The organism is Massilia sp. PAMC28688, from assembly GCF_019443445.1.
In the GTDB taxonomy this organism is placed as follows: Bacteria; Pseudomonadota; Gammaproteobacteria; order Burkholderiales; family Burkholderiaceae_D; genus Telluria_A.
This window is the reverse complement of record NZ_CP080378.1, coordinates 976,013-1,002,247: the sequence shown is the minus strand read 5'-3', so window position 1 is coordinate 1,002,247 and position 26,235 is coordinate 976,013. Positions and strand designations below refer to the sequence as shown.

At 62.9% G+C, this 26,235-nt stretch carries 26 protein-coding genes; 12 read left to right on the top strand and 14 right to left on the bottom strand.

The genetic code is table 11. The features are described from left to right. The first annotated feature begins 84 nt into the window (after positions 1-84). Together KY495_RS04420 and KY495_RS04415 are read left to right on the top strand one after the other, a co-directional pair. Entirely contained in the window at positions 85-1,302 is a 1,218-nt protein-coding gene (locus KY495_RS04420) for a DUF4382 domain-containing protein (protein ID WP_219882542.1), read from the top strand. Positions 1,303-1,405: 103 nt separating this feature from the next. Then, positions 1,406-2,224 (top strand): ZIP family metal transporter, encoded by an 819-nt coding sequence (locus KY495_RS04415; protein ID WP_219882541.1) that lies wholly within the window; start codon positions 1,406-1,408, stop codon positions 2,222-2,224. 31 nt (positions 2,225-2,255) lie between these two features. Here KY495_RS04415 and KY495_RS04410 read toward each other — a convergent pair whose 3' ends face one another. From KY495_RS04410 to KY495_RS04395, 4 genes are all read right to left on the bottom strand, one after another. Then, positions 2,256-2,636, bottom strand: coding sequence for a hypothetical protein (locus KY495_RS04410; RefSeq protein WP_219882540.1), 381 nt, complete (start codon positions 2,634-2,636; stop codon positions 2,256-2,258). A gap of 195 nt (positions 2,637-2,831) precedes the next feature. Further along, a complete protein-coding gene (locus KY495_RS04405; RefSeq protein ID WP_219884088.1) occupies positions 2,832-3,374 on the bottom strand; it encodes a DVUA0089 family protein in 543 nt (180 codons plus the stop codon). Between the two features lie 302 nt (positions 3,375-3,676). Beyond that, positions 3,677-4,369: a sulfite exporter TauE/SafE family protein gene (locus KY495_RS04400; protein WP_219882539.1), complete on the bottom strand. Its 693-nt coding sequence runs from the start codon at positions 4,367-4,369 to the stop codon at positions 3,677-3,679. Positions 4,370-4,453: 84 nt separating this feature from the next. Next, complete coding sequence (locus KY495_RS04395) at positions 4,454-4,885, bottom strand: Fur family transcriptional regulator (protein ID WP_219882538.1); 432 nt, start codon at positions 4,883-4,885, stop codon at positions 4,454-4,456. 147 nt (positions 4,886-5,032) lie between these two features. Here KY495_RS04395 and KY495_RS04390 point away from each other — a divergent pair, with 147 nt between their 5' ends. Further along, the gene (locus tag KY495_RS04390; protein WP_219882537.1) at positions 5,033-5,443 is read left to right on the top strand and encodes a VOC family protein; all 411 of its coding nucleotides are present in this window, start codon (positions 5,033-5,035) and stop codon (positions 5,441-5,443) included. Positions 5,444-5,459: 16 nt separating this feature from the next. Here KY495_RS04390 and KY495_RS04385 read toward each other — a convergent pair whose 3' ends face one another. Genes KY495_RS04385 through KY495_RS04375 form a run of 3 tightly spaced genes read right to left on the bottom strand, consistent with a single transcriptional unit; the run spans position 5,460 to position 8,380 of the window. Next, positions 5,460-6,311, bottom strand: a complete 852-nt coding sequence (locus tag KY495_RS04385; protein WP_219882536.1) for a sulfurtransferase — start codon at positions 6,309-6,311, stop codon at positions 5,460-5,462. 13 nt (positions 6,312-6,324) lie between these two features. Then, on the bottom strand, positions 6,325-7,248 hold the full coding sequence (locus KY495_RS04380) for a DMT family transporter (RefSeq protein ID WP_219882535.1): 924 nt from the start codon (positions 7,246-7,248) through the stop codon (positions 6,325-6,327). Positions 7,249-7,279: 31 nt separating this feature from the next. Beyond that, complete coding sequence (locus KY495_RS04375) at positions 7,280-8,380, bottom strand: aromatic ring-hydroxylating dioxygenase subunit alpha (protein ID WP_219882534.1); 1,101 nt, start codon at positions 8,378-8,380, stop codon at positions 7,280-7,282. A 336-nt stretch (positions 8,381-8,716) separates the two neighbouring features. Between KY495_RS04375 and KY495_RS04370 the strand changes: the two genes are divergently transcribed. From KY495_RS04370 to KY495_RS04355, 4 genes are all read left to right on the top strand, one after another. Beyond that, positions 8,717-8,968, top strand: a complete 252-nt coding sequence (locus KY495_RS04370; RefSeq protein ID WP_307728241.1) for an exodeoxyribonuclease VII small subunit — start codon at positions 8,717-8,719, stop codon at positions 8,966-8,968. Then, positions 8,965-9,867, top strand: a complete 903-nt coding sequence (locus KY495_RS04365) for a polyprenyl synthetase family protein (protein ID WP_219882533.1) — start codon at positions 8,965-8,967, stop codon at positions 9,865-9,867. Before KY495_RS04370 ends, KY495_RS04365 begins: the two co-directional genes overlap by 4 nt. After that, a complete protein-coding gene (dxs, locus tag KY495_RS04360; RefSeq protein ID WP_219882532.1) occupies positions 9,868-11,736 on the top strand; it encodes a 1-deoxy-D-xylulose-5-phosphate synthase in 1,869 nt (622 codons plus the stop codon). Positions 11,737-11,958: 222 nt separating this feature from the next. After that, the gene (locus KY495_RS04355; RefSeq protein WP_219882531.1) at positions 11,959-12,405 is read left to right on the top strand and encodes a nuclear transport factor 2 family protein; all 447 of its coding nucleotides are present in this window, start codon (positions 11,959-11,961) and stop codon (positions 12,403-12,405) included. Between the two features lie 89 nt (positions 12,406-12,494). Here the strand turns inward: KY495_RS04355 and KY495_RS04350 are convergent, their stop codons facing one another. The 6 genes from KY495_RS04350 to KY495_RS04325 form a co-directional block, all read right to left on the bottom strand. Further along, positions 12,495-14,564, bottom strand: coding sequence for a S9 family peptidase (locus KY495_RS04350; RefSeq protein ID WP_219882530.1), 2,070 nt, complete (start codon positions 14,562-14,564; stop codon positions 12,495-12,497). Positions 14,565-14,628: 64 nt separating this feature from the next. Beyond that, the gene (locus KY495_RS04345) at positions 14,629-15,882 is read right to left on the bottom strand and encodes an amidohydrolase family protein (protein ID WP_219882529.1); all 1,254 of its coding nucleotides are present in this window, start codon (positions 15,880-15,882) and stop codon (positions 14,629-14,631) included. Further along, positions 15,879-16,883, bottom strand: coding sequence for an amidohydrolase family protein (locus KY495_RS04340; protein WP_219882528.1), 1,005 nt, complete (start codon positions 16,881-16,883; stop codon positions 15,879-15,881). The genes KY495_RS04345 and KY495_RS04340 overlap by 4 nt, the downstream gene beginning before the upstream one ends. After that, a complete protein-coding gene (locus KY495_RS04335; RefSeq protein ID WP_219882527.1) occupies positions 16,880-17,254 on the bottom strand; it encodes a hypothetical protein in 375 nt (124 codons plus the stop codon). Before KY495_RS04335 ends, KY495_RS04340 begins: the two co-directional genes overlap by 4 nt. A gap of 128 nt (positions 17,255-17,382) precedes the next feature. Beyond that, entirely contained in the window at positions 17,383-17,742 is a 360-nt protein-coding gene (locus tag KY495_RS04330) for a DUF5329 domain-containing protein (protein WP_219882526.1), read from the bottom strand. Positions 17,743-17,746: 4 nt separating this feature from the next. Further along, on the bottom strand, positions 17,747-18,301 hold the full coding sequence (locus KY495_RS04325) for a cob(I)yrinic acid a,c-diamide adenosyltransferase (protein ID WP_219882525.1): 555 nt from the start codon (positions 18,299-18,301) through the stop codon (positions 17,747-17,749). 71 nt (positions 18,302-18,372) lie between these two features. On the opposite strand from KY495_RS04325, the gene KY495_RS04320 reads away from it, so the two are divergent. Genes KY495_RS04320 through glcF form a run of 3 tightly spaced genes read left to right on the top strand, consistent with a single transcriptional unit; the run spans position 18,373 to position 22,124 of the window. Then, on the top strand, positions 18,373-19,854 hold the full coding sequence (locus KY495_RS04320) for an FAD-linked oxidase C-terminal domain-containing protein (RefSeq protein WP_219882524.1): 1,482 nt from the start codon (positions 18,373-18,375) through the stop codon (positions 19,852-19,854). Between the two features lies 1 nt (position 19,855). After that, on the top strand, positions 19,856-20,917 hold the full coding sequence (gene glcE / locus KY495_RS04315) for a glycolate oxidase subunit GlcE (RefSeq protein WP_219882523.1): 1,062 nt from the start codon (positions 19,856-19,858) through the stop codon (positions 20,915-20,917). Next, entirely contained in the window at positions 20,907-22,124 is a 1,218-nt protein-coding gene (glcF, locus tag KY495_RS04310) for a glycolate oxidase subunit GlcF (RefSeq protein ID WP_219882522.1), read from the top strand. The genes glcE and glcF overlap by 11 nt, the downstream gene beginning before the upstream one ends. Before the next feature lie 23 nt (positions 22,125-22,147). Here the strand turns inward: glcF and KY495_RS04305 are convergent, their stop codons facing one another. Further along, on the bottom strand, positions 22,148-22,354 hold the full coding sequence (locus KY495_RS04305) for a hypothetical protein (RefSeq protein ID WP_219882521.1): 207 nt from the start codon (positions 22,352-22,354) through the stop codon (positions 22,148-22,150). Positions 22,355-22,632: 278 nt separating this feature from the next. Between KY495_RS04305 and KY495_RS04300 the strand changes: the two genes are divergently transcribed. Further along, complete coding sequence (locus KY495_RS04300) at positions 22,633-25,089, top strand: ATP-binding protein (RefSeq protein WP_219882520.1); 2,457 nt, start codon at positions 22,633-22,635, stop codon at positions 25,087-25,089. Between the two features lie 252 nt (positions 25,090-25,341). Next, a complete protein-coding gene (locus KY495_RS04295) occupies positions 25,342-26,232 on the top strand; it encodes a hypothetical protein (RefSeq protein WP_219882519.1) in 891 nt (296 codons plus the stop codon). The last annotated feature ends 3 nt before the right edge of the window (positions 26,233-26,235 follow it).

Below are 26,235 nucleotides of genomic sequence, written 5' to 3'. Positions count from 1 at the left end.
TGCTTATCAGAATGTATAGTACGTTGATAACTGCGCACCAGGCTGCCGGTTCAATTCGAGTCACCACATTCCAAGAGGCATTCAATGACCACCACATTCAAACGTTTTAGCCTGGCGACCACATCGCTGATCGCGGCAGCCACCCTGGTTGCCTGCGGGGGCGGAGGCGGCGATTCCGGCACCGGCGGCACGCCCGGCGCGACCACGGGCAGGGTAGCGGCATTCCTGACGGATGCCCCGGCGTGCGGGTTTGACGCCGTCAACGTGACGGTTTCCAAGGTCCGTGTGCACAAGAGCGCCACGGCTGCCGAGACCGACGGCAGCTGGACCGACATTACCCCGGCCAGCCCGCGCAAGATCAACCTGCTCACACTGACCAATGGCGCGGTGGACCTGCTCGGCGAGACGGAACTTGCCACCGGCACCTACAACCAGGTGCGCCTGGTGCTCGACCCGAATACCGGCAATGGCTTGACCAACAGTGTGGTACCGACCGGCGGCACCGAAAAGCCGCTTGATACCCCAAGCGCCGTGCAAAGCGGGCTCAAGCTGGTGGGCAACTTTGAGGTGGTGGCCGGCGCCAAGACCGACATCGTGATCGACTTTGACGCCTGCAAGTCGGTGCTCACCAAGGGCAACGGCAACTACGCGCTCAAGCCGGTGGTCAAGCTCATTCCCGCGATACTGAACGGCATTTCCGGTTACATCAGCACTGCCCAGCTGGCAGCCAAGCCGATGGTCAGCGCCCAGCAAAATGGTGTGATCGTGAGCGCCACCGTGCCAAGCGCCACCGGCGAATTCCGGCTCGCGCGCCTGCCGGCCGGTACGTACGATGTGGTCATCACGGCCGACAATGCCGCCGCCAGCGTCATTGGCGCCGTGCCGGTTGCCGCGACCACGACCACCGCCGTGAGCACCACGGCTGCGCCGATCACCCTTGCCGCGAGCCCTACCGGGTCCATCTCCGGCACGGTTGTGCTGTCGCCCGTCTCGACCACCACCGGCGCCTATGTGGCGGCCAAGCAGACCCTCGCTTCCGGCCCGACCGTGACCGTCAAGTATGCGGGTGCAGACGTCAATATCGGCGCCTACAGCATCACCGGCCTGCCGCTGACCAATCCAAACTATGCCGTCTACAGCAGCACGCTGCCGCTGACGTTTGCCAGCAATGCAGCAGCGCCGGGCGCGGCGACCTATAACGTCGAGGCCAGCGCTGCCGGCTACACTGCCCAGACGCTGCCAACGCCGGTTGTCATTGCGACGGCCAATGCCATCAACGTCAATTTCACGCTGACGCCTTAAGCAGGGGCACCAGGGCAGGGGCACCAGGGCCTATCACCGGTCCTGGTGCCGGCGCGGGGAATTTTGTACAGAACTGAGCTGTAAGCCGGGCAGGGGCGGTACAATGCCCGGCTTGCGCCAATTGCAAGTTCGTACAAAAGGTTTCACCATCGACCCGATTCTCGTTTCCATCCTGCTTGCCACCACTATCGGAGGCCTGGCCAGCATTACCGCCGCCGCGGTGTTTTCGTTCGCCTTTTTGTCGAAGATGGTCGAGCGCCTGGTCAGCCTGTCGGTGGGCATCATGCTGTCGACCTCGTTCCTGCATGCACTGCCGGAAGCCTTCGAGTCCAGCGCCGATGCGCGCAGCCTGTTTGCCACGCTGCTGGGCGGCCTGCTGACCTTCTTCCTGCTTGAAAAATTTGCCATCCTGCGCCACTCGCACCATCATGAAGGGGACGGGCATCATCATTCGCATGGTCACGACAAGCGCGAGGCCGGCAAGTCCGGCTGGATGATCCTGGTGGGCGACGGTCTGCACAATTTCACGGATGGGATTTTGATCGCCGCAGCGTTCCTGGCTAATCCCGAGCTGGGCATCGTCACCGGCCTGGCCATCATTGCCCATGAAATTCCGCAGGAAATCGGCGACTTCATTGTGCTGCTCAACGCCGGATTCTCGCGCCTGCGCGCCTACGTGTTCAATCTCTTGTGCAGCATGATGGCCATTGCCGGCGGCTTGCTGGGCTATTACACGCTCGACCGGGCCAGCGAATTCATTCCCTATGTGCTGGTCTTCGCCGCCTCAGGTTTCATCTACATTGCCGTGAGCGACCTGATGCCGCAGATGCAGCGCCGCGCCACGCTGCGCGAAACCGTGCCGCAGGTGGTGCTCATTGCGCTGGGCGTGGCAATTGTGGTGGTACTGTCGCACGTGCGTTGAGGAAGAAGCGGGTGCGCGGGCGCTGCGTCGCTCAGGCAAAGGCCGTGATGGCGCTTGAGACCAGCATCAAGGACACCACAGGCAGCCACAGCGTGCGCTCCCTGCGGCTGGGGGTGAAGAAATTGGCGGCCACGCCGACTGCGCAGTACGCAATCACAAGCCAGATCAGCGAACGCGCTTGCAGTGCCCACTGGGGAAGGACAAGGTCCGCCCGGATCAGTACCACCATCGCAAAGGCCGCCAGAAGAATGGCCGACAGTGCCGGCACCACCCGCACGGGCAGCGGCAGGGCTCCCTTGTAGGTGCCGCCCAGCGTCAGCGCGCCATACGGTGCACCCCACACCAAGGCAAGCTGGAACAGGACCACGGCGGCCGCGAGAACGGTGAATAGCAGTGCAGCCAGTGCGGTCATGCTTGCTCCTTGCCTGCTGGCGAGGCCCTCGAAATCCGGACAGGGATTGATCCTGCAGTGTACCACCCCTCGCCGGCGGCGAATAATGCTCAGCTTCCCTGCCAGGGGCGCTCAGCCTTCCACTCCGAAAGGCGGAAAAAAACCCGCGCGGCCGTCAGGCGAGCGCGGGTTGTCCTGTCCGACGACAGACGGTGATTAGCCGTGCTTGCGGCGGCGTGCGAGAGCCAGGCCCAGTACAGCTACACCCAGCAGACCCAGCGAAGCTGGCTCTGGTACGGCGTTGATTGCGCTGTTGAAGTTGATAGAGTAGTTGCCGTTATTGCCGCGGAACGCTGGTGCGTTCGCGAATCCCGTCACTGAACCGCCGTAGTTGAACGAATATTGATTGATCGCCATCAGGTACTTGCCGGCCGCCAGATCCAGGCCAATGTACGATTGCAGGCTGATATGGTCGTCGTTAAAGGCGACCTTGTTGCCGGTGCTGGTGAACAGGAACAGCATTGGATCGAAGTTGCTGCTCGTTTGGGCCGTGAATGCGCCGCCCTTCCAGTTGAATGCGTACATATCGACCGAATCGGCCCCACGCAGGGAACCACGGATCGTGGTCGTGGCATGGGTGACGTCCATCGCGGTCAGGATGCTGTAGCCAGCGTCGCCTTTCTCAATAAATGGGCCAGCGCTTGCTGCGGTGCTGACCAGCGCCAGTGAGGCGACGCATGCGGCGATAATTGTTTTCATGTTTTCCCTAGTTTTAGATTTTGGATATTGGTTTGAATCAGGTAATGCTGCGATAACGATAGCAATTCCTGTGCCAGTCGGGAAAATGTCTTTACTTTCAGTAACTTAAAAATCAGAAAGAAAACTTGCTGTAGTGCCCTGTAAAGTTTTCCGACAGAAATTCCTGATAAATTGTGGATAACTCCTGCGCCGGCTGGTCCGCGGCTCCCGCGGTCGCGGTGCTGTCGCGGGTGCGCTGAGGACTGCCGGTTTTGTCGTTACTTCACGCGCTTCCAGGGACGTAACGGAGATGCCAGCGCTTATTACGGCGTGCCCGCTGCCAGGTCAGCGATGGTGTAGAGCGCCACCCCGTATGACAGCACGACCATGCACCACCCCACCACGCGCCGGTAGTCGCGTCCCTGGCCGGCCGGGCGCGAAAAGACGCGGGCCATCAGCAAGCCGTCTGCCGTATCGGTAATGAGCATGCCGGCTGTGAACGCAAGGCCCGCAACGAGGGCGGCCATGGCGCCGCCATGCGCACTGGCGGCGTAGCCCCAGCTTGCGGCCTGGGCCACGCTCTCGAACACCAGCGCAAAGATAATGCCAACGCTGAAAATGGCCACGGGATGCGCGCTGTGACGCAGCCGGCCGGGCAGGATGCGGTCTTTCCACGCCGGCGGGGCGAAGCTGGCCTGGCGCAGCAACTGGCGCAAATTGACCGTGCCCAGGACAATCAGCAGCAGCACCGGCATCCATTCCAGAAGCCGCTGGACAGGCGAGGGTAGGGCCAGCGCCACGCCAAGGGCGCCGAACAGCACGGCCATGAACGTGATGGCAAGGCCGTGGCCCAGCGCAAACAGGGCGCCCACCCAGCGCGCAGAGGACGAGCGCTCGTGCACGCCCTGCATGGCCATACCATCGATAAAGGCTATGTGGTCGGGGGCGAGGCCGTGCCGTAGTCCAAGTACGAACATGAGCGCCATGCTCGGCGCTGCCGCTTGAATTTCCATCATTGGTTTCCTTGTTTCGCAACTGAGTTGCATCTATCGGTAAATTGCCTGCAACTCGGTTGCATTCATTGGCCTGCCGAACGCGCTTCAGGCACAGGCAGGGCACAGTCCCTTGACCGTCATCTCCACTTCCAGCGCGCGATAGCCCGGCGGCAGTGCCAGCGATTTGGCTGCCGCCGCCATGCCCCCCAAACAGATCATGGTGGCGCAGCGCTCGCATTTGAAATGGGCGTGCTGGCGGTGCGCGGCGGCGCTTTCGTTGGCGCGGAAACGCCAGACCCGGTCTTCGCTCATCATCTTGTGCGCCAGGCCCTGCGCCACCAGCCAGTCCAGGGTCCGATACAAGGTGACCCGGTCAATTTTCTCCGCGCCGCCCAGTGCGCCTTCAATGTCGTGATGGGTCACCGCGGCTTGCTGCGCCAGCAGAAAGCCCAGCACGCGCACGCGCGCCCCCGTGAGCCGGGAGCCGGTTTCCGTGATCAAGACTTCTGCACGGGCAAGGAAAGATGGGGAGTTCATTGCATGGATTGTAGGTCCAATGCGCTTTAAGTGCAACTCGGTTGCATTATTCCGGCGCCGGCGGGGCGTAGGGCTGTCAAATTCTCATGAAGTGAAGCCAATGGGAAGGCTGCTAGAATCGGCTTTTATCAGCGCGCCGACCACCCCATGCTCACCGGATTGAATCACCTGACCTTATCCTGCACCGATCTTGATCGCAGCATGGCGTTTTATGGCGATGTGCTTGGATTCAGGCGCTGCGCAAGGTGGGACCGGGGAGCATATCTGTCGCTTGGCCAGCTTTGGCTATGCCTGGCCACTGGTGGCGCACGCCCCTCCGCCGGCGAGGGCGATTACACGCATTACGCCCTGTCGGTCGAGGCGCACCAGTTTGCAGATTTTGCCGCGCAGCTGCGGGCGGCCGGCGTGATCGAATGGAAGGCCGATACCAGCGAAGGCGACTCCATTTACTTCCTTGATCCCGATGGCCATCGTCTGGAAGTGCATGCCGGGACTTTGCAGTCCCGGCTCGAACAGTGCCGCAGTGCGCCCTACTCAGGCATGCAGTTCTTCGACTGAGCGGCCAATCGGGCGCCTATGAATCTTTCGATACGGGGCGCGCGGGATCGGCGCACCACTCGCTCCATGAACCGGGATAGAGCGCCGCGCCTTCGAGGCCGGCCACTTCCAGTGCCAGCAGGTTGTGGCAGGCGGTCACGCCGGAACCGCACTGCATGATGGCCTTGGCCGGGTCGCTGACCAAGGGAGCAAAATCGCTGCGCAATTGCGCTGCGCTCTTGAAGCGTCCGTCCGCCTGCAGGTTGTCCTTGAAAAAGCGGTTTTTGGCGCCGGGAATATGGCCGCCCACCGGGTCCATGGTTTCATTTTCGCCGCGGAAGCGGTCTGGCGCGCGGGCATCGATCACGGTCCTGTCGCCCGCTTCAAGATTATCGAGGACATCCTGTGCCGACACCGTGCCAACCAGTGGCGCTTTGCCGGAAATGCTGCCCTGCCGAGCGGGCGAAGTCTCGGTCGACATGGCCATTCCCTGGCCTTGCCAGGCGCCGATGCCGCCGTCGAGCACCGCCACCGCTTGATGGCCCACCCAGCGCAGCATCCACCACAGGCGCGCCGCGAACATACCGCCATGGGCGTCATACGCTACGACCTGGCTGTCGTCGTTGACGCCCCAGCTGCGCAGCGTGGCGATAAACGCGTCTCGTTCGGGCAGCGGATGGCGGCCGCGGAAGGCGCCGTCGTCACCCTTCTTGGGTCCTGACAGCTGGTGGTCCATGTCCGCAAACTGTGCACCCGGGATGTGGCCTGCCGTGTAGGCGTCGCGGCCGGCGGCGGGGTTCATGAGGTCGTGGCGGCAGTCCAGGATGACCCAGCGCGGGTCGGTGACATGCGCGGCCAGGTCGGCCGCAGAGATCAATGTAGTGTACATGGGCTCCTCGTTCTTATGCTTCGCTTGCAATCGGATCGGTGCTGGTCACGGCCGCACCGCGCGGGCTACTGCGCGTATTGTAGAACGTGGCGGCGATGCCGGAAATGAGGATCACGCCCATGCCGAGCCACACGTACCAGTTGAAGCGGTCGCTCCACAGGAACATGCCCCACAGGCTGGAGAAAATGATGCCGGTGTACTGCAGGTTGGCTACCACCAGTACGCGGCCCACGCGGTAGGCGCGCGTCATGGCCATTTGGGCCGCGGTGGCCGATACCCCAATGGCCAGCAGCAGCCACAGGCCGTAGCCGGTGTGCGGGGTGAATACGGGTGCACCGGGCGCGCGCGACTCCAGCATGGTGCCAAAAGCCCCCGCAACCACGGTCATGAGCGAAAAGTAGAACACGACGCGGTACTCCGGCTCGCCCAGCTGGCCGAGTTTTCGCACCTGCATATAGGCCAGCGCGGACAGGATGCTCGAGAGCAGGCCAACCAGGCCGCCCAGCCACTGATCTGCGGCCGCCGCCGGCTGCAGCACCAGGATCACGCCCACAAAGCTGAGGGCAATGGCGGCCAGCAGCGGCCATTCGACATGGTCCTTGGCGCGCCACCAGCCGGCGCAGAACAGGAAAAAGGCCATCCAGATCGGGGCCATGTAATTGAGGGTGACGGCAGTGGCCAGTGGCAGCTTGGCGATGGCATAAAACCACAGCCACAGCGACACCACGCCGACAAAGGCGCGCCACAGGTGGGCGCCGGCGAAAGCGGTGCGCAGGCTGCCGCGCTGCAGGCGCACCAGGATCAGCAAGCCTATGGTACCAACCAGGCCACGGTACATCACGATTTCGGACGTGGAGTAGAGCGTGGAGGCCAGCTTGACCCCCGCGCCCATGGCCGAAAACATGAAACTGGCGAACAACATCCACAGAGACGACATCAGGGCCTTGCGCGTGAGGTCAAACGTCAGGTCAGAGATCGAGGTTGCTTCGATACCATTCGTGGAAGTGCTGCATGCCATCCTCCATGGGAGACTGGTACGGGCCCACCTCGCTCACGCCGCGGGCCATCAGGATCCGCCGGCCGGCGTCCATGCGCAGGGCGATCTCGTCGTCCTCGATGCAGGTCTCGAAGTAGGCGGCGCGTTCGGCTTCGATGAACTCGCGCTCGAACAGTACGATTTCTTCGGGATAGTAGAACTCCACCACGTTGCGCGTGCGCTGCGGGCCGTCAGGGTGCAGCGTGGAGACAATCAGCACATGCGGGTACCACTCCACCATGATATTGGGGTAGAGGGTGAACCAGATGGCGCCTTTTTCGGGCGGCATGCCATTGTTGAACTTGAGGACTTGTTCCTGCCACCGCTTGTAAATGGGCGAACCGGCCTTGGCCAGCGCACGGTTCACGCCCACGGTCTGCACGCTGTAGTCGCGCCCAAATTCCCATTTGAGGTCTTCGCAGCTGACAAAACCGCCCAGACCCGCATGGAAGGGCTCGACGTGGTAATCCTCCAGATAGACTTCAATAAAAGTCTTCCAGTTGTAATTACAGGTCTGCACCTCGACATGGTCGAACATGTAGCCGGAAAAGTCGAAATCCTTGGCCACGGAGAGCTGGGACAGCTTTTCCATGACGTTGTAGCCATTCTGCTCGAACAGCATGCCGTGCCAGTTCTGCAGGGAGGTCTTGGCCAGGTTCAGACAGGGCGTTTCCGGAAAGTGCGGTGCGCCGATCAGCTCGCCCTTGAGGTCATAGGTCCAGCGGTGCAGGGGGCAAATTATGTTATTTGCATTGCCACGGCCGTTAAACATCAGTGCCTGGCGATGGCGACAGACATTGGACAGCACTTCGATGCCGTTGCCGTTACGAACCAGCATGCGGCCCTCGTTTTCGGCCGCCAGCGTGGCGAAGTCGCCCTTTTCGGGCACCATGAGTTCGTGTCCGACATAGCGCGGCCCGGCCTTGAACAGCTGGGCCATTTCGCGCTGCAGGAGCGCCTCGTCAAAGTAAACATCTACCGGAAGCTGTGCGCAGGAGCGAGCCAGCTTGGCGTGGGTAGCCATATCGGACATCCCAACCCCCCTTTACAAGAGCATTAACCCAAAGAAGAGAAAGAATCCAAAGACCAGTATTTTGAGTGAGCGCAATACGGTATTTCGGACAGAACCGGCGATTATACCGTGAACGGGCTGTGCAGTCGCGGTCCGGCGCGCGGAAAAGGCCGTAAACTGTGCAGTTCTTGCCCTAAAAGCATCGGTTTCATGAACCCCGCCTGCATGGGATAAAATGGTGGGTAGCCATCCGCCTGGTTTGCTTGTTATTAGCGTATGGGATGGACTGTTCTAAAATATCCGATTAGACTGCGCCGCTGCCCACAAGTTGCGTGCGTTGTTACTAACTAAGTGTCTATGTCAAAGAATCTAACTGAGCAGGCGATGCCGCCGGAATCGTTCGAGCAGGCCATGGCCGAGCTGGCCCAGCTGGTCACCCAGATGGAATCGGGCCAGTTGCCGCTGGAAGCGTCGGTGGCGGCCTATGCGCGCGGCTCCGAACTGGTCAAGTACTGCGCCGCGCAACTGGAAAAAGTCGAGTCTCAGGTCAAGGTGCTCGAAGGCGACATGCTCAAGCCGTTCGCGGCCGAAGGCGAGGGCGTGCAATGACGGCCAGTGCTGCCGGCAGCTTTGCCGGCTGGATGACGGCCGTGCAGGCGCACGTGGAAGAAGCGCTGGGCGCCTTTTTGCCCGCCGCCGGCACCGTGCCCACCAAGCTGCACGAAGCGATGCGCTATACCGTCCTCGGTGGCGGCAAGCGGGTGCGCCCGCTGCTGGTATTTGCCGCCGGCGAGCTGTCCGGCGCCGATCCGCTGGCGCTGGAGCGCGCCGCCGCCGCCGTCGAAATGATCCACGCCTACTCACTGGTGCACGACGACATGCCGTGCATGGATGACGACGCCCTGCGGCGCGGCAAACCCACCGTCCACGTGGCCTACGATGAAGCGACCGCCCTGCTGGTGGGCGACGCCCTGCAGTCGCAGGCGTTCATGGTGCTGGCCGACGGCGCCACCGTGCCGCCACAGCGCCAGGTCGCCATGCTGCGCCTGCTGGCCCACGCATCCGGCTCGGCCGGCATGTGCGGCGGCCAGGCCATCGACCTCGACAGCGTGGGCCTGCCGCTCACGCTCGAACAGCTCGAACAGATGCACCAGCTGAAAACCGGTGCGCTGCTGCGCGCCTCGGTGGTGCTGGGCGCGCTGGCCGGCGGCGACCTCGATGACCACCAGCTGGCCGCGCTCAATGTGTATGCGCGCGCCATTGGCCTGGCATTTCAGGTGGTTGACGACGTGCTCGATGCGACGGCCGATTCGGCCACGCTGGGCAAGACGGCGGGCAAGGACGCGGCGGCCAACAAGCCGACCTACGTGTCGATTCTGGGCCTGGAGCCATCCAGGGTATTGGCAGAAAAACTGCGGGTCGAAGCGCATGCCGCGCTGGTCCCGTTTGGAGAAAAAGCAGAGCGGCTTCGCCAGTTGGCGGACCTGATCGTGCAGCGGAAGGCGTAAATGAACGTACTGGAAACCATCAACGAACCGGCCGAGCTGCGCAAGCTGGCACGCTCCCAACTCACGCCGCTGGCGCACGAACTGCGCAACTTCCTGCTCGATTCGGTCTCCAAGACCGGCGGCCACCTCTCGTCCAACCTGGGCACGGTGGAGCTGACGATCGCGCTGCACTACGTGTTCAATACGCCGTACGACCGCATCGTGTGGGACGTGGGCCACCAGACCTATTCGCACAAGATCCTCACCGGCCGGCGCGACCGCTTCCACACGCTGCGCCAGCAGGATGGCATTTCCGGCTTTCCGCGCCGCGTGGAGAGCGAATACGACACATTCGGCACCGCCCACTCGTCGACCTCCATTTCGGCGGCCCTGGGCATGGCGCAGGCAGCCAAGATCAAGGGCGAGCAGCGCCACGCCATCGCCGTCATCGGCGACGGTTCCATGACGGCGGGTATGGCATTCGAGGCGCTCAACAACGCCGGCGTGCAGGAAGACCTGAACCTGCTGGTGGTCCTGAACGACAACGACATGTCGATCTCGCCGCCGGTGGGCGCACTCAATCGCTACCTGGCGCGCCTGATGTCCGGCCAGTTCTACGCAGCTGCCCGCAATGTCGGCAAGACCGTTTTGCCGGGGCCCGTGCTGGAGCTGGCCAAGCGGCTGGAAGAACACGCCAAGGGCATGGTGGTCCCGGCCACCATGTTCGAGGAATTCGGCTTCAATTACATTGGACCCATCGACGGGCATGATCTGGAGTCGCTCATTCCGACCCTGGAGAACATCAAAAAGCTCAAGGGGCCGCAGTTCCTGCACGTGGTGACCAAGAAGGGCCAGGGCTACAAGCTGGCCGAGGCGCAGCCGATCCTGTACCACGGCACGGGCAAATTCAACCCGAACGAAGGCATCATCCCCGGCGCGGCCGGCAAGACCACTTACACCGAAGTATTCGGCAACTGGCTGTGCGACATGGCCGCCGCCGACAAGCGCCTGGTCGGCATTACGCCGGCCATGCGCGAGGGCTCGGGAATGGTCAAATTTGAAGAAAAGTTCCCGGACCGGTACTTTGACGTCGGCATCGCCGAGCAGCACTCGGTCACCTTTGCCGGTGGCCTGGCAACCGAAGGTCTCAAGCCGGTGGTGGCGATCTACTCCACCTTCCTGCAGCGTGCCTACGACCAGCTGATCCACGACGTGGCGCTGCAAAACCTGGACGTGACGTTTGCGCTCGATCGTGCAGGCCTGGTGGGCGCCGACGGTGCAACCCATGCGGGCAACTACGACATCGCCTTTGTGCGCTGCATTCCCAATATGGCGCTGCTGGCAGCGTCCGACGAGAATGAATGCCGCCAGATGCTCACCACGGCGTTCCACTACGACGGTCCGGCCGCCGTACGCTACCCGCGTGGCGCGGGCATTGGCGCGGTCATCGAAAAGGAACTGACCTCGATCGAATGGGGCAAGGGCATCGTCAAGCAGCGCGGCAAGGGCGTGGCGATCCTGGCTTTCGGTTCCATGGTGGCGCCAAGCGTGGCGGCCGGTACCGAACTCGGTGCCACGGTTGCCAACATGCGCTTCATCAAGCCGCTTGACACGGCGCTGGTCAAGCAGCTGGCCGAGGAACACGATTACCTGGTGACGGTGGAAGAGGGCTGCATCATGGGCGGCGCCGGAGCTGCCGTGGCCGAAGCGCTGGCGGAGCTGGGCATCAGCAAGCCGCTGCTCATGCTGGGACTGCCGGACAAATTCATCGACCACGGCGACCCTGGCGCGCTGCTGGCCGGCGTCGGCCTCGATGCGAAGGGCATCGCCGCATCCATTCGCAAGCGTTTCGACAACGCCGAGCCGCGCCTGGTGGTCAACAACGTGTAGCGATCAGGCTTGGACCGCAGGTAGTCAAGCAAACGCCCCCCTGACCGGGGGCGTTTTGCATTCCGGTTACCGGACGGTGCAGCCGCTTATCCGTTCCAATCAACCATTCATCGACCCAACCGGCACCTTGTCGGAATCGCTTTGTAACGCCCGGAGATCTTTTTTATAGTGACGGCGATTCACATCCACGTACACGCAGCGTCCACATTAGCGGAGAGGTCCATGAAAACCAAGCTTCTGATCCTGGCATTGCTGTCAAGTCTCGCACCGCAGTTGTGGGCGCAAGCCGGGCATGCAAATCTGCAGAAAGAGATTGCAGCAATGGATGCTGCACTGTTCGATGCGGTCAACACGCGCAATCTGGAAAAACTCAAGACAATGTTTGCCACCGACCTCGAGTTTTATCACGATAAAGCCGGGCTGTCGAACTATGAGCAGAACCTGGAAGCGACCCGGAAAAATTTCGCCAGTGGCCGTAAAATTCGGCGCGATCTGGTCGGCGCAATCGAGGTCTATCCCGTTCCCGATTATGGCGCAATCCAAACCGGAAAACATCGCTTTTGCGATCTGAGCCAAGCGGATGCCTGCAGCGTGTACAAGTTTGTACACGTCTGGAAAAAAGGGTCGGACGGCTGGAAACTGGCGCGAGTGATGAGCTTTGACCACTAGGTTTTGACAAGCGCGGTCGCTGCCATAGCCCGCCAGGACGGGCTATGGCAACGCGGTCCCGGGAAGCTCGGGACAGGTACATCGACGGGCTACTTCGTCCCAGCCGGCTTGCCGTCCGTGGTCATGCCGTTGCCCACCGTGCCACCCAGCGCTTCCTGGAGGCCCGGAGCAAACTGCGCGCCGTGCCTGACTTGCGCCGTCGACGCTTTCAGCACATCGCCAATCGGCTCGGCGCGGCCGCCCAGGCACTGGGACAAGAAGTTTTCCGTCACCGCATTGAACGCAATGTTGTTGGCCGGCCGGGCAAAACCATGGCCTTCGTCAGGGAACACAACGTAGGTCACTGGGATGTTCTTGGCCTTCATGGCGTCCACGATCTGGTCGGACTCCTTGATGTTCACGCGCGGGTCATTGGCGCCCTGGCCGATCAGCAGCGGACGCACGATCTTGTCGGCAGCGTACAGCGGCGAGCGCTCCTTGAGCAGCGCACGGCCCTCGGGCGTGTTCAGGTCGCCCATGCGGCGGTAGAACTGGTTGCGGATGCTTTCCCAGTACGGCGGGATCGATTGCAGCAGTGTCTCCAGGCTTGACGGACCGACAATGTCCACCCCGCAGGCGAAGCTGGTGGGCGTGAACGCGAGGCCGGCCAGCGTTGCGTAGCCGCCGTAGGAGGCGCCCATGATGGCCACCTTGTCGGCCGTGGTGTAACCCTGCGCCACCGCCCAGTTCACTGCGTCGAGCAGGTCGTCGTGCATCTTGCGGCCCCATTGCATGTCGCCGGCCGAAATGAATTTTTTGCCGAAGCCGGTTGAGCCGCGGAAGTTCACGGCCAGTACCGCATAGCCGCGATTGGCCAGCCACTGGTGATAACCGTCATAGCCATAAGTGTCGCGCGCCCACGGACCGCCATGCACCAGCAGTACCATCGGCACCGGCTTGACGGCCTTGCCGCTGGACGTGGGATCGGCCTCCTTTGGCAGCGTGAGGTAGGACACCAGCGTCATGCCGTCGCGCGACTTGATCTCGTGCGGATGCATCTGCACCAGCGGCGCGCCTTCAAGTTCCGGGCGGCTGACAAACAGCTTCTTCAGGCGCTTTGCCTTGCGGTCATACAGCCAGGTGGTGGAGGGGGATGTCACGCCATCCACCGTCACGGTCCACTTGTCGTCGGCATCGCTGCGCGAGGATATGTCGATCGAGCCCTTGGCCTGCGCGGTCAGGTACGCAAGATCGGCCTTGATCCTGGGATCAAGCGCGACGTGTTCGCGCTTTAGGTAATTGACGGCGTATGCCAGCGGCTTGCCGGTCTTGCGGTCATACATTGCAGAGAAGATGTCGGCCCTCGGGTCTTCGGCCACGATACTGGTCTTGCCCGATTCGACGTCCTGCGCCACCAGCGCCGCCGTATTGCGTCCGCGCGCATCGGTCCAGTACAGCGTCTTGCCGTCGGCGCTGAAGTCGAGCGGGATCGTGGTCTGCACGTCCTCCAGGCCTACCGACGTCAGTGGTTCTTCCGAGGCTTTCCCATCGTTCATCCGGAAGTAGTCGACGCCGCCGTCCTTGCGCGCCTTGCTGGCCATGCGCAGGCGCAGGTTGTCGTCTGCCAAAAAGCCGCTGAAGCCATCATTCTGGTACACGAGCGTGAGCTTGCCGGTGGCCAGGTCCAGGCTGTGCACGTCGTGCCAGCGCGGGTCGCGGTTGTTCACGCCCACCAGCATGCGGTCCTTGATGGTGCGGCTGATTTTCACGATTGAGACGCGGGTCTTTTCAAACGGCGTGAGCGCCTTCTGCTCGCCGCTCACCACGTTCACGCCGTACAGCAGGAAGTTTTCGTCGCCGCCCTTGTCGTTGATGAACAAGACCATTTTCGAATCCGGCGACCAGAAAGAGCCGCGAATCGGGCGGCCCTTTTCCGCAGTCAGCGGCCGTGCCTTGTCCGGATCATTGACCGGCGCCACCCAGACATTGAGCACGCCATCGCGCGGTGCGATCCAGGTCAGCCATTTTTCATCAGGGCTGATACGGGCTCCCACCTTGGTCGGGTTGCCAAAGAATTTGGCGCGTTCGATCAGGGGCACCTGGGGCTCGGCCGCGGTGGCGGCGATGGCAGGTGGTACCACACTTGCAGCGAACAACAGAGACAGAACAGGTCGAATCATGAAAGCCTCGCAAAAAGTGATTGAACAAAAGGGACAGCTTCAGGCCGCAACCCGGCCCGGGTGTTTACTTCAATCGGTGCATGCGCATGTACTTGTCGCGCAGGGCACTCTGGCGCGTGCTGGTGTCCATGCGGGTGCCGCTGATGAATACCGCTTCCGGATGACTGGACAGCTCGAAAGGATCGCCATCCCACATCACGACGTCGGCCAGCTTGCCGGCTGCCAGGCTGCCCAGGTCCTTGCCCACGCCATACAGGCGGGCCGGATGCAGCGTGATCGCAGCCAGTGCTGCCTGCGGGTCGAGGCCGGAATTGATTGCAATGCCGGCGAGCTGGCGCAAGATGCGCGCGTTGTACGAAGCGGTCTTGTCGGAGCTGAACGCTACCGTTACGCCGGCTTCGTGCAGCAGGCGCGCATTGTCGCGGCGCGCACCCATGCTCTCGAAACTGTTGGGCAGCTGCAGTTGCGGGTCAAGGATGACCGCAACCTTTGCATCGGCCAGCTGGCGTGCCACCAGCCACGCTTCCGAACCGCCCGCGATCACCAGGCGCAGCTTGTTTTGCTTTGCCAGCTTGAGCGCGGCAACGATGTCGGATGCGCGGTCGGCGTGGACCACCAGTGGTGTCTGCCCTGCCAGCACCGGACGCAGGGCGGCAATGTCCGCGCTGCTGAGCAGGCTGTCGAGGTTTGGTTCGCGCGTGACTTTCGCGCGGGCGTTGCGCACTTCCGCGAACGCTTCGCGGATCGCCTGCGCCGCCGTGGCCCGCGTGCCGCTCAGGCTTGCGCCGCCCTCGCCAAACTCCGCGAACATCGCCGCCCTGGGCTTGACCATCCATTCGGCATCGGTGCCAAGCGACACCACCGCGCCCTGGCCCACGATCACGCTGCCGCCGGGACGCGACTGCGGCGACACCATGGCGCGCGTTACGCCATCCACGCGCGCAATCGGAATGCGCAGCGACAGCGGGTTAAAGGCATCGGCCATGTCGATCGAAGCGCTGTAGCGGCCGTGGCCACTGCCGCTGTCGTTGGTCTCCCTGACGCCGTCGATCTCGCTCACGCCAAGGCTGCTCAGTGGCGCAAACATGCCGGGCGTGAGCGTCTTGCCGCGGGCATCGATGATGGTGGCGCCGGCGGGCGGCGCGCCGCTACCCACCGACACAATACGGCTCTCGCGCATTACCAGCGTGCCGTTGGTGATCACGCCTGCCTTGTCAGCGGTGTAGATGGTGGCGTTAATAAAGGCAGTGGTGGACGCCGTGGCAGGCAGGGCAAACACCAGCAGCGCCGTCATCAACAGTTTGCGTGGGGTGATCATGGCTGCTCCCTGCGCTGGCCACTGCCCAGGCTGAAATCGCTGTGGGGCTGCGGCCGGCGGCGGTCGTGGACCAGTGCGCCGTCAATATAGACCAGGTCTGCCTGAGCGTAGATGGAAAATGGATCGCGGCTCCACAGCACTACGTCGGCCTGCTTGCCCGCTTCCAGCGTGCCCACCTTGTCGGCCACGCCCAGTGCGCGCGCCGGGTTCGAGGTCAGCCAGGTCATGGCCCGCTCCGGTGAGATGTCCAGGCCCGCGCGGCGGCCAGCGGCCATGGCCTTGGCCGCTTCCTGGTTCAGGTGCTGGATGCCGGTTTCGTCGTCCGAGTGCATCATGGCGCAGGCGCCCACCGCGTCGACAATGGCCACATTCTCGCGGATGCCGTCATGCGACTCAAGCTTGAAGCCGTACCAGTCGGCCCACAGCGCAGCGCAGGTGCCGGTTGCCTTGAGCAGGGGCGCGATCTTGTACGCTTCCACTGCATGGTGGAAGGCATGGATCTTGAAGTTGAATTCGCGCGCCAGGTCCAGCGCCGTGGCCATCTGGTCGGCGCGGTAGCAGTGCCACTGCACCAGGATTTTGCCATCCATGACGTCCAGCAGGGTGTCGGTGCCGATGTCGCGGTCGGGCGGGGCGCCGTCCCCCTTCTTTTCCCAGGCGCGCAACTTGGCGCGGTAGTTGTTCGCCTTGGTGAACGCCTCGCGGTAGCCGGCTACATTGCCCATCAGGGTCGATGGCATTTTTTTCTGCTCGCCGTAGACCCGCTTGGGGTTTTCGCCGCAGGCCATCTTGAGTACCTGGGGCGCGTTCGGGAATTTCATCTCCTGGTAGGTGGTGGCGGCGACGTTCTTGAGCAGCACCCCGCGCCCGCCAATCAGATTGGCCGATCCCGGCAGGATCAGGAGCGACGTCACCCCGCCCGCGCGCGCGGCCATGAAGCCCGGGTCCTGCGGCCATACCGAATGCTCGACCCATACCTGCGGGGTGGTGGGGCTGGTCATTTCGTTGATGTCCCGGTGGCCCACACATGCGGGGAGCCATTGCCGCCGAGGTGGGAGTGGGGATCGATGATGCCCGGCGAAAGCCAGCGTCCTGCCGCGTCCACGATGGTGGCATTGGCGGGCGCCGCAAGGGCCCGGCCGACGGCCGCGATCTTGCCGTTTTCGATCAGGAGGTCGGCATCGTCCAGGCGCACGCCATTTCCATTAAGAATCGTCGCATGACGAAACAGGACAGGGGCCGCGGCCGCCGGGGTGTAAGTAGAGGAATAGGGCGCCGGCGCCGTTTGCGCAGTGGCCGCGCACAACGCAGCAAGGGCGGCAAGGAACACGAAGACCCGCGGCAGCAAAGGCGCGGTGCGGCAGCTTGACATGAAAGTCCCTGATCAAATGATGAACAGGGATTATGCGACGTTTTCTTACCAAGTGGACAAGCGCTGAACAGATATTTTCCAGGACGTCGCATGCGCCGCCATCGCGACAGCGGTGGCTGCGTCTGCGCTTATCTGCTCGCGCCGCGGTAGCGCTTGAGTTCCGCCATGAGCCATTGGCCGCTGGCGATGGCTGCACCACTGCCGCACTGCATCTGGTACGGTTTGCCGCTGGTGCTGCTGGTGGAGGCACCGCGTTCGATGAACGCCTCGGTGCTCGGGACCAGGTCGCGCTTGGCCATGTAATCGAACTTTTTGGCCAGGTGTTTGCGCGCTGCCGTGGCGTCGTGCCAGCTGCCGTTGCGATTGAATTTGCATTGCGATTTTTCGACCGCGTTCATCAGGTGCGCGACCTCGGCGCGGGTGACGTCGGGCGTGGCTGCATTGGCGAGACTGGCCGCCATGGCAGTGGCCAGGATCAGCGTTTTCATGTGATTACCCCCGTTTGCGTTCGTGCTGCCATAGTACATCGGTGCCACCGGCAAAGCGATTCAATACCCGCGACAACACGAACATGAGGTCCGACAGGCGGTTGACGTATTGACGTGGATGCTCATTGATGGTTTCCGACTTTCCCAGCGCCACAATGCTCCGTTCCGCGCGCCGGCACACAGTGCGGCACAGGTGCGCCACGGAGGCCGCGCGCGAACCGGCCGGCAGGATGAAGTCTTTCAGCGGCGGCAGGGTGGCGTTGTACTTTTCCAGCAGGGTGTCGATGCGCGCCACGTGCTCTTGGGTGATCATGGTGTAGCCCGGGATGCACAGTTCGCCGCCCAGGTCGAACAGGTCGTGCTGGATCGAGATGAGTTCTTCGCGCAGGTCCGCCGGCATGTCTTCGCACAACAGCAGGCCGACAAAAGAGTTCAGCTCGTCGACTTCGCCGAGCGTGTGAATCCGTACGCTGTCCTTGGCCGTGCGGCTGCCGTCGCCAAGCCCGGTGCTGCCGTCGTCGCCCTTGCGGGTGGCGATTTTTGAAAGCCGATTTGCCATCTTGTGTCCCTGTCCAGAAAAGAATAGCGCGAGGATACGACAAAAAATCGGTTTATGCTTACAATCGACCCATGTCCGCCCCTCTCCCCGTCGATCCCCAGCGCCAGCAACAGGTTGCCGCAGCATTGCGCGCGGTGCTGCCTGAGGACTGCGTGCTGGCCGATGCCGAGGATACGCGGCCGTATGAGTGCGACGGCCTGACTGCCTATCGCCAGCTGCCCATGATCGTGACGCTGCCGCGCGACGAGGCCCAGGTGCTGGCCATCCTGGCAGTGTGCCGCGAGCTTGGTGTGCCCATCGTACCGCGCGGTGCCGGCACCGGGCTGTCCGGCGGGGCCATGCCGCTGGCGGACGGCGTGGTCATTTCCACGGCGCGCATGAACCGCATCGTGCGCATGGAGCCCTTTGCGCGGCTGGCGGTGGTGCAGCCGGGCGTGCGCAACCTGGCCATTTCCGACGCCGCGGCGCCGCATGGCCTGTATTACGCGCCAGATCCGTCGTCGCAGATCGCCTGCACCATTGGCGGCAACGTGGCGGAGAATTCGGGTGGCGTGCATTGCCTCAAGTACGGTCTCACGATCCACAACGTGCTGCGGGTGCGGGTTGCCACCATCGAGGGCGACTTGATCGAACTGGGGGGCGAGTCGCTCGACTCGCCTGGCCTGGACCTGCTGGCCGTGTTCATCGGTTCCGAGGGGATGCTGGGCATCGTCACCGAGGTCACGGTAAAGCTGGTGCCCAAGCCGGCCTGCGCGCGCGTGATCATGGCCTCATTCGACAGTGTTGTCACCGGCGGGAATGCGGTGGCGAGCGTGATCGGCGCCGGCATCATCCCGGCCGGGCTGGAAATGATGGACCGCACTTCGTCGCGCATGGTGGAGCCCTTCGTCAAGGCCGGCTACGACCTGGATGCGGCCGCCATCCTGCTGTGCGAGGCGGACGGCACCGGGCACGAGGTGGAGGAGGAAATTGCCCACATGTCGGCGGTGCTCGCTACCGCTGGCGCCACGTCTCTGAACGTATCGCAGAACGAGGCGGAGCGACTGCGCTTCTGGTCGGGGCGCAAGAACGCGTTCCCCGCAGCCGGCCGCATCTCGCCTGATTACTACTGCATGGACGGGACCATCCCGCGCAAGCACCTGGCGCGGGTGCTGCTCGGGATCGAGGCGATGGAAGCAAAATATGGCCTGCGCTGCGCCAATGTGTTCCACGCGGGCGACGGCAACCTGCATCCCCTGATCCTGTTCGATGCCAACCAGCCCGGCGAATTTGACCGGGCCGAGGCGTTTGGCGCCGAGATCCTGGCGCTGTGCGTGGACGTGGGCGGCACCATCACGGGCGAGCACGGCGTGGGCATCGAAAAGATCAACTCCATGTGCCTGCAGTTTTCGCGCGCAGAGCTGGAAGCGTTTTTCGCCGTCAAGCGCGCCTTTGATCCAGCCTTTTTGCTCAATCCCGACAAGGCCATTCCCACCCTGAACCGCTGCGCCGAATTTGGCAAGATGCGCGTCTCGGGTGGCGTGCTCCCTTTTGCCGGCCTGCTGCGCTTTTAATATGGACCAGACTCAGACCTTCCGCGACCAGGTGCTTGCCGCTGCGGAGCGCGCGCAGCCGCTGCGCATTCGCGGCGGCGGCACCAAGGACTGGTATGGACAGCGCACCGAAGGGGAGATTCTTGATACGCGCACCCACACCGGCATCATCGATTACGAACCCACGGAACTGGTGATCACGGCGCGCTGTGGCACGCCGCTGGCCGAGATCGAGGCAGCGCTGGCCGAGCGTGGCCAGATGCTTGCTTTCGAGCCGCCGCATTTCGGTGCCGGTGCCACCTTTGGCGGCGCCATCGCCAGCGGCCTGTGTGGGCCGCGGCGCGCCACCAGCGGGGCCGCACGCGATTTCGTGCTGGGCGCCGTGCTGCTGGACGGCCGTGGCCAGGTGCTGACCTTTGGCGGGCAGGTGATGAAGAACGTGGCAGGCTACGATGTCTCGCGCATGCTGGCCGGGTCGCTCGGGACCCTTGGCCTGATGTTGCAGCTGTCGGTCAAGGTCTTGCCACGGCCGGTGCGCGAAGCGAGCCTACGGTTTGAGATGAGCGAGATCGAAGCGCTCATGCGACTGAACGAGTGGGGCGGCCAGCCGCTGCCCATTTCGGCCAGCTGCTGGCATGGGGGCGCGCTGACAGTGCGGCTGTCGGGCGCCGGCGCTGCAGTCGATGCCGCAGTGCGCTCGCTCGGTGGCGAGATGGTGAGCGAGGCCGACGCCTTCTGGCGCGCCCTGCGCGAACAGGAACTTGCCTGGTTTGCCGGCTGCGACAGCCTGTGGCGCCTGTCGGTGCCATCGGCCTGCGGGGCCATCATTCTGCGCGGCGAGCAGATGGTGGAGTGGGGCGGCGCGCAGCGCTGGCTCAAGGCCGGGTCGGATCCGGTCACGGCGACCAATATCCGGCGCGCGGTGGCGGCGGCCGGCGGCCACGCGACGCTGTTTCGCGGTGGCGACAAGCGCAGTGGCGTGTTCCATCCGCTGGCGCCGGCCGTGGCCCGCATCCATGAACGGCTCAAGGCCTCCTTCGATCCATCCAGGATATTTAACATCGGGCGCATGTATGCAGACTAATCTCGCAGACTTCATCAAGGGCACGCGCGACGGCGACGAGGCCGAGGCGATCCTGCGCGCCTGCGTTCATTGCGGCTTTTGCACAGCCACCTGTCCCACCTACCAGATTCTGGGCGATGAGCTCGATGGTCCGCGGGGCCGCATCTATCTGATCAAGCAGGTGCTGGAAGGCGCGCCGGTGACGCACAAGACCCAGCTGCACCTGGACCGCTGCCTGACGTGCCGCAATTGCGAAACCACGTGTCCGTCCGGTGTCCAATACGGGCGGCTGGCCGACATTGGCCGCAAGGTGGTGGAGGCGCGGGTGGCGCGGCCACTGGGCGAGCGCATCAAGCGCACCATGCTCAAGGAAGCGCTGCCCCGGGCGTGGGTGTTCAAGCCCTTGTACAAGGCGGGGCAACTGGTGCGGCCCCTGCTGTCGCCGGCCCTGCAGGACAAGCTGCGCAAGACGGCGCGCGCCGGTAAGTGGCCGCAGCGCGAGCATGCGCGCAAGATGCTGGTGCTACAAGGCTGCGTGCAGCCGGCCATGGCGCCCAACATCAATGCCGCCACCGCGCGGGTGCTCGATGCCGTTGGCGTGCAGCTGATCACGGCCAAAAAGGCCGGTTGCTGTGGCGCGCTGCGCTTTCACATGAATGACCAGGAAGCGGGCCTGGATGACATGCGCCGCAATATCGATGCCTGGTGGCCGCTGGTGGGGCAGGTGGAGGCGATCGTGATGACCGCTTCAGGCTGCGGCGTCACGGTCAAGGAATACGGCCACCTGCTGGCGCACGATCCGGCCTACGCCGACAAGGCGGCCCGCATTGCGGCGCTAACGCGCGACCTGTCGGAGATCATGCCGCAGTTTGAAGGCGAGCTGGCGTCCATGGCCAAGCCGCGAGCAGCACGCGTGGCTTATCACCCGCCATGCACCTTGCAGCACGGCCAGCAGATAAGGGGAAAGGTGGAAGGGGTACTGCGCGCTGCCGGCATTGACGTACATCTTTGCGCCGACAGCCATCTGTGCTGCGGTTCTGCGGGCACCTATTCGATGCTGCATCCCGCGCTTGCTACGGAACTGCGGGACCGGAAGCTGGAAAACCTGCTAGCTACCAATCCGGAGGTGATTGTGTCGGCCAATGTTGGCTGCGTCAATCACCTTCAATCGGGTACTGATACACCCGTGTCGCACTGGATCGAACTGCTCGACCAGGCACTTGCCTGACTGCCTGCGAAACCATTGCAGGGTTACGATCCAAGGCGGGCCTTCTCTTCAGCGGTCAGGCGCTTGGTCGACACGACGACGGTGGCGATGCTCGCTTCTGCTACCGACGGTGCTGCCACTGCGGCTTGTGCCTTTGGCGCCGGCGTGACGTCAGCCGTGGCGAAGGTGGTGAAACCGGCAAAGGCCAGTGCTGCGATGAAGACGACTTCCATGTTCTTGGCGATGTTCATATCGATCCCTCTTGTGATGTTGAATGTGATTTGGTATATGCACATTATGGATCTCGGTAACATATAACGCCAATTTCATGTTCTGATACTCGGCATTCATAATCTGAATGACTTGCCATTCGCCACGAATACGCCATATTCAAGACGTGAATACATGCCGAGTGCACAAGCGGCTCACTTTATTTCTCGACAAAGACCATTGATTGGTTTGGTTGCGTGCGCATGGATTGCCCCAATGCCGTACTATCGGTGCCAAATACATATCGTCAGCTCCAATAATGAAATACCGGCATCTCCAGCACCTGGCTAAGCAGTTCCGCACGACCACCATCGGCCAATCCGTGTACCAGGGCGAGCGGCGGTTCCGATTGATGGCCGATTCCGTTCCGCAGATCGTGTGGATCACCGATTCGCAGGGGCGCACGGAATTTTTCAATCGGCAGTGGCGCCAGTACACGGGCATCCAATTCAATCCTGCCACGGCAGCGGAGACTGCAGCTGCCGCGGTGCATCCGGATGACGTGGCCATCACCATGGAGCGCTTCAATGCCGCCCGGCGCTCCGGCACCTCGTTCGAGGTCGAACATCGGATCCGTTCCGCTGCCGGGCAATATCGCTGGTTCATCGTGCGCGCAGAACCCTACCGCGACCCTGACACGGGTGCGATCGTCCAGTGGTTCGGCGCGTCGGTCGATATCCATGACCGGCGCCAGGCCGAGGAAGCACTCCATCTGCTGGCCGCCCGCCAGCGCTTCCAGCTGGCGCTGGCCGACCGGATCCGGCCGCTGGCCGATCCCGACAGCGTCATTGCCGCTGCGAGCGAGCTGCTCGGCACCGAGCTGGGTGCCGAGCGCGTGTTCTACTGCGAAGTGGCCGGGCCCGGGTTTGCCATGGTGCAACCGGACTGGACGGCCGGAACATTGCCGTCAATGACGGGGCAGCGCCTGCGGTTGAGCGATTTCGGCGCCTTGATTATTGCCGAGGTAGAGGCAGGGCGCACGCTCGCCATCAATGACGTCACGCTGGACGAAAAAAGCGCAGAGAGCGCCAGTGCCTATCTCGCCAAGGGCGTCAGGTCGTTCGTCGCCATTCCTGTCATTAAGCAAGGGCGGTTGAGGGCGACACTGAATGTGCACCGTTCGCAGGCTCATCAGTGGTCCGGGCTGGAACTGGCCATGGCGCAGGACATGGTGGACCGGACCTGGGCCGCCGTGGAAAGCGTGCGGGCGCAGGCCAAGATGCGCACCGAGCGCGATCGCAGCCGCTCCGTCTTTGACGGCATGACCGAGGGCTTTGCCCTGTTTGCGCGGAACTGGACATTGCTGGAAATGAACGAAGAAGGATTGCGCATTTCAGGGCGCGTGGGCGCGGAGGTTGCCGGCAAGCGTCTATGGGACATCTGGCCGGAAATGCTTGGCACCGAGGACGAGCACCGCTACCGGCGCATCATGCACACGCGTGAACCGGAGACGTGGGAGTCTTGCCGGCCATCGGACACCGGCGCCCCGACCTGGATCGAAATGCGCGCCTATCCGGCAGGCGGCGACGAGCTGGCCATTTTTTTCCGCGATATCACCGAGCGCAAGATTGCCGACCAAAAGCTGAAAGATGCGGACCGCCGCAAAGATGAGTTCCTGGCCATGCTGGCACATGAACTGAGAAATCCGCTGGCGCCAATCGGCGCCGCCGCCCGGCTGCTGCAGATCGGTCAACTGGATGATGCGGGAGTGCGCCGCACGAGCCACATCATCAGCCGCCAGGTGGGACACATGACGCACCTGATCGACGATCTGCTCGATGTATCGCGGGTGACCAGGGGCCTGGTGGAGCTGGAAAAAGGCGCGCTCGACATCAGGGACATCGTGGTCGACGCGGTGGAACAGGTTACGCCGCTGATCCAGGCCAGGCATCATCACCTGACCTTGCAGTTGCCGCCACAGACCACCATGGTCCTGGGCGATAAGAAGCGGCTGGTGCAGGTGCTGACAAATATCCTGAACAATGCCGCCAAATATACGTTGGAAGGCGGCAACATTCTGCTTCGTACGGACGTGCGGGAAACCCACGTGATGATCCAGGTGACCGATAACGGGATCGGGATGGCTTCTGACCTGGCCGCGCATGCCTTTGACTTGTTTGCCCAGGCCGAGCGCAGTTCAGACCGCTCCGGCGGCGGCCTGGGCCTGGGCCTGGCGCTTGTGAAAAACCTGATGGCGTTGCATGGCGGCACGGTGACCTGCAGCAGTGAGGGCATCGGCAAAGGCAGCAGTTTTTCTGTTTGCCTGCCACGCATCGACGTACCGCGTGCGGCAGGGAGCGAATCGCAAGCACCGACCTTGCCGCTCGCCGCGCAGGCATTACGGATCGCGGTGGTGGACGACAATGTCGATGCGGCTGACATGCTGGGCCTGATGCTGAGGGCGCTGGGCCACGATGTCGTCATATCGCATGATGCGCACGGCGCGCTGGGGGAGCAGGCAGGCGCCGTTCCGGATGTGTTCCTGCTCGATATCGGCCTGCCCCAGATGGATGGCAACGAACTGGCACGGCAACTGCGGGCGCAGCCCCGCACGGCGTCAGCAGTACTGATCGCGGTCACTGGCTACGGCCAGGAAACCGACCGCCAGCGCACCCGCGAGGCCGGGTTCGATCATCACCTGGTCAAACCAGTGGACCTGGATGAACTCTCGGCCATCCTCAACGGCGTGAAGGCGGCTGCGCCGGTGGAAGGCTGATCGGTCAATCCATAGCCAATCTACCTTGCCGCTACGTTACCGATGGCTGCTGCCAGTTCGGCAGACTCCCCGCACGCCAGCGCGCACCAGAAACTTGCTCTGCGCCACGAGACATCCCAATTCGCGACAACCCGGACCTCCATGCGAAATTTTTTGTTGTAAAAATCCTAGCATGTGGCAGACTGTGTTCAGGATCTTTCCCGCTGCGGGCGCTTTCCGTCCGTCTCATTATTTAACTCTTCGGAGGTGAAAATGAATCGACAGCTGGTTTTCGTTCACGGCCGCTCACAGCAGGGCAAAGATTCAACAGCGCTGAAGTCGGAGTGGATTGGGGCGTGGGAGCGGGGCCTGGCAAAGTCCGGATTGCGACGACCGATCAGCGATGATCAAATTCGCTTCCCCTACTACGGCGATACACTTGACCAGATGTCGGACGGACTATCTCCGGAAGAGGCAGCCAAAGTCGTCGTCCGGGGCGAACGGCCACTGCCACCTTCCGAGGGTGAATTTCTCCAAGCCTGGCTTGGCGAGGTACAGGCACGGTCCGGGATCGGTGAGGCGGAGGTGGAACAAGCCCTGCGGGCCGGGCAGACGCGCGGGGTCCAGAATTGGGGCTGGGTGCAGGCCATTCTCGGGATCATTGATCGAAAAATTCCCGGTGCAAGTGGCGTGAGCGTCGCCGTCGCCACCCGCGACGTCTATCAATACCTTCATCATGCGACCGTCCGCAAGGTCATGGACGATGGCGTCCGAAGCGCATTTAAGGCTGGCACTGAAACTGTCGTTGTCAGTCACTCCCTGGGCACGGTCGTCGCCTATAACGTGCTGGCCAAGGGGGAACCGGCGCCCGGCGTTCGCGTGCCGGAGTTCATCACCCTCGGGTCGCCCTTGGCCGTGGCGGTCGTCAAAGCGCGCGTCAAGCCGCTTGTCTATCCGCTGTGCGTCGATACCTGGTTTAACGCCATGGACGAGCGTGACGTCGTCGCACTGTTTCCATTGGATTCACGCAATTTCGAAGTTGTTCCCGCGATCGAGAACAAGACCGACGTGGACAATGACACCTCAAACCGCCATGGAATCACCGGCTACCTGAGCGACGCTGTCGTGGCAGAGCGCATCTATCGCGCGTTGATCGCCCACTAGCGT

Excerpts from the sequence above, each read along its gene's own strand:
- KY495_RS04420 (WP_219882542.1), top strand. The coding sequence starts at position 85 with ATGACCACCACATTCAAACGTTTTAGCCTGGCGACCACATCGCTGATC.
- KY495_RS04415 (WP_219882541.1), top strand. The coding sequence starts at position 1,406 with ATGCCCGGCTTGCGCCAATTGCAAGTTCGTACAAAAGGTTTCACCATC.
- KY495_RS04410 (WP_219882540.1), bottom strand. The coding sequence starts at position 2,636 with ATGACCGCACTGGCTGCACTGCTATTCACCGTTCTCGCGGCCGCCGTG.
- KY495_RS04405 (WP_219884088.1), bottom strand. The coding sequence starts at position 3,374 with ATGAAAACAATTATCGCCGCATGCGTCGCCTCACTGGCGCTGGTCAGC.
- KY495_RS04400 (WP_219882539.1), bottom strand. The coding sequence starts at position 4,369 with ATGATGGAAATTCAAGCGGCAGCGCCGAGCATGGCGCTCATGTTCGTA.
- KY495_RS04395 (WP_219882538.1), bottom strand. The coding sequence starts at position 4,885 with ATGAACTCCCCATCTTTCCTTGCCCGTGCAGAAGTCTTGATCACGGAA.
- KY495_RS04390 (WP_219882537.1), top strand. The coding sequence starts at position 5,033 with ATGCTCACCGGATTGAATCACCTGACCTTATCCTGCACCGATCTTGAT.
- KY495_RS04385 (WP_219882536.1), bottom strand. The coding sequence starts at position 6,311 with ATGTACACTACATTGATCTCTGCGGCCGACCTGGCCGCGCATGTCACC.
- KY495_RS04380 (WP_219882535.1), bottom strand. The coding sequence starts at position 7,248 with ATGTCGTCTCTGTGGATGTTGTTCGCCAGTTTCATGTTTTCGGCCATG.
- KY495_RS04375 (WP_219882534.1), bottom strand. The coding sequence starts at position 8,380 with ATGTCCGATATGGCTACCCACGCCAAGCTGGCTCGCTCCTGCGCACAG.
- KY495_RS04370 (WP_307728241.1), top strand. The coding sequence starts at position 8,717 with ATGTCAAAGAATCTAACTGAGCAGGCGATGCCGCCGGAATCGTTCGAG.
- KY495_RS04365 (WP_219882533.1), top strand. The coding sequence starts at position 8,965 with ATGACGGCCAGTGCTGCCGGCAGCTTTGCCGGCTGGATGACGGCCGTG.
- dxs (WP_219882532.1), top strand. The coding sequence starts at position 9,868 with ATGAACGTACTGGAAACCATCAACGAACCGGCCGAGCTGCGCAAGCTG.
- KY495_RS04355 (WP_219882531.1), top strand. The coding sequence starts at position 11,959 with ATGAAAACCAAGCTTCTGATCCTGGCATTGCTGTCAAGTCTCGCACCG.
- KY495_RS04350 (WP_219882530.1), bottom strand. The coding sequence starts at position 14,564 with ATGATTCGACCTGTTCTGTCTCTGTTGTTCGCTGCAAGTGTGGTACCA.
- KY495_RS04345 (WP_219882529.1), bottom strand. The coding sequence starts at position 15,882 with ATGATCACCCCACGCAAACTGTTGATGACGGCGCTGCTGGTGTTTGCC.
- KY495_RS04340 (WP_219882528.1), bottom strand. The coding sequence starts at position 16,883 with ATGACCAGCCCCACCACCCCGCAGGTATGGGTCGAGCATTCGGTATGG.
- KY495_RS04335 (WP_219882527.1), bottom strand. The coding sequence starts at position 17,254 with ATGTCAAGCTGCCGCACCGCGCCTTTGCTGCCGCGGGTCTTCGTGTTC.
- KY495_RS04330 (WP_219882526.1), bottom strand. The coding sequence starts at position 17,742 with ATGAAAACGCTGATCCTGGCCACTGCCATGGCGGCCAGTCTCGCCAAT.
- KY495_RS04325 (WP_219882525.1), bottom strand. The coding sequence starts at position 18,301 with ATGGCAAATCGGCTTTCAAAAATCGCCACCCGCAAGGGCGACGACGGC.
- KY495_RS04320 (WP_219882524.1), top strand. The coding sequence starts at position 18,373 with ATGTCCGCCCCTCTCCCCGTCGATCCCCAGCGCCAGCAACAGGTTGCC.
- glcE (WP_219882523.1), top strand. The coding sequence starts at position 19,856 with ATGGACCAGACTCAGACCTTCCGCGACCAGGTGCTTGCCGCTGCGGAG.
- glcF (WP_219882522.1), top strand. The coding sequence starts at position 20,907 with ATGCAGACTAATCTCGCAGACTTCATCAAGGGCACGCGCGACGGCGAC.
- KY495_RS04305 (WP_219882521.1), bottom strand. The coding sequence starts at position 22,354 with ATGAACATCGCCAAGAACATGGAAGTCGTCTTCATCGCAGCACTGGCC.
- KY495_RS04300 (WP_219882520.1), top strand. The coding sequence starts at position 22,633 with ATGAAATACCGGCATCTCCAGCACCTGGCTAAGCAGTTCCGCACGACC.
- KY495_RS04295 (WP_219882519.1), top strand. The coding sequence starts at position 25,342 with ATGAATCGACAGCTGGTTTTCGTTCACGGCCGCTCACAGCAGGGCAAA.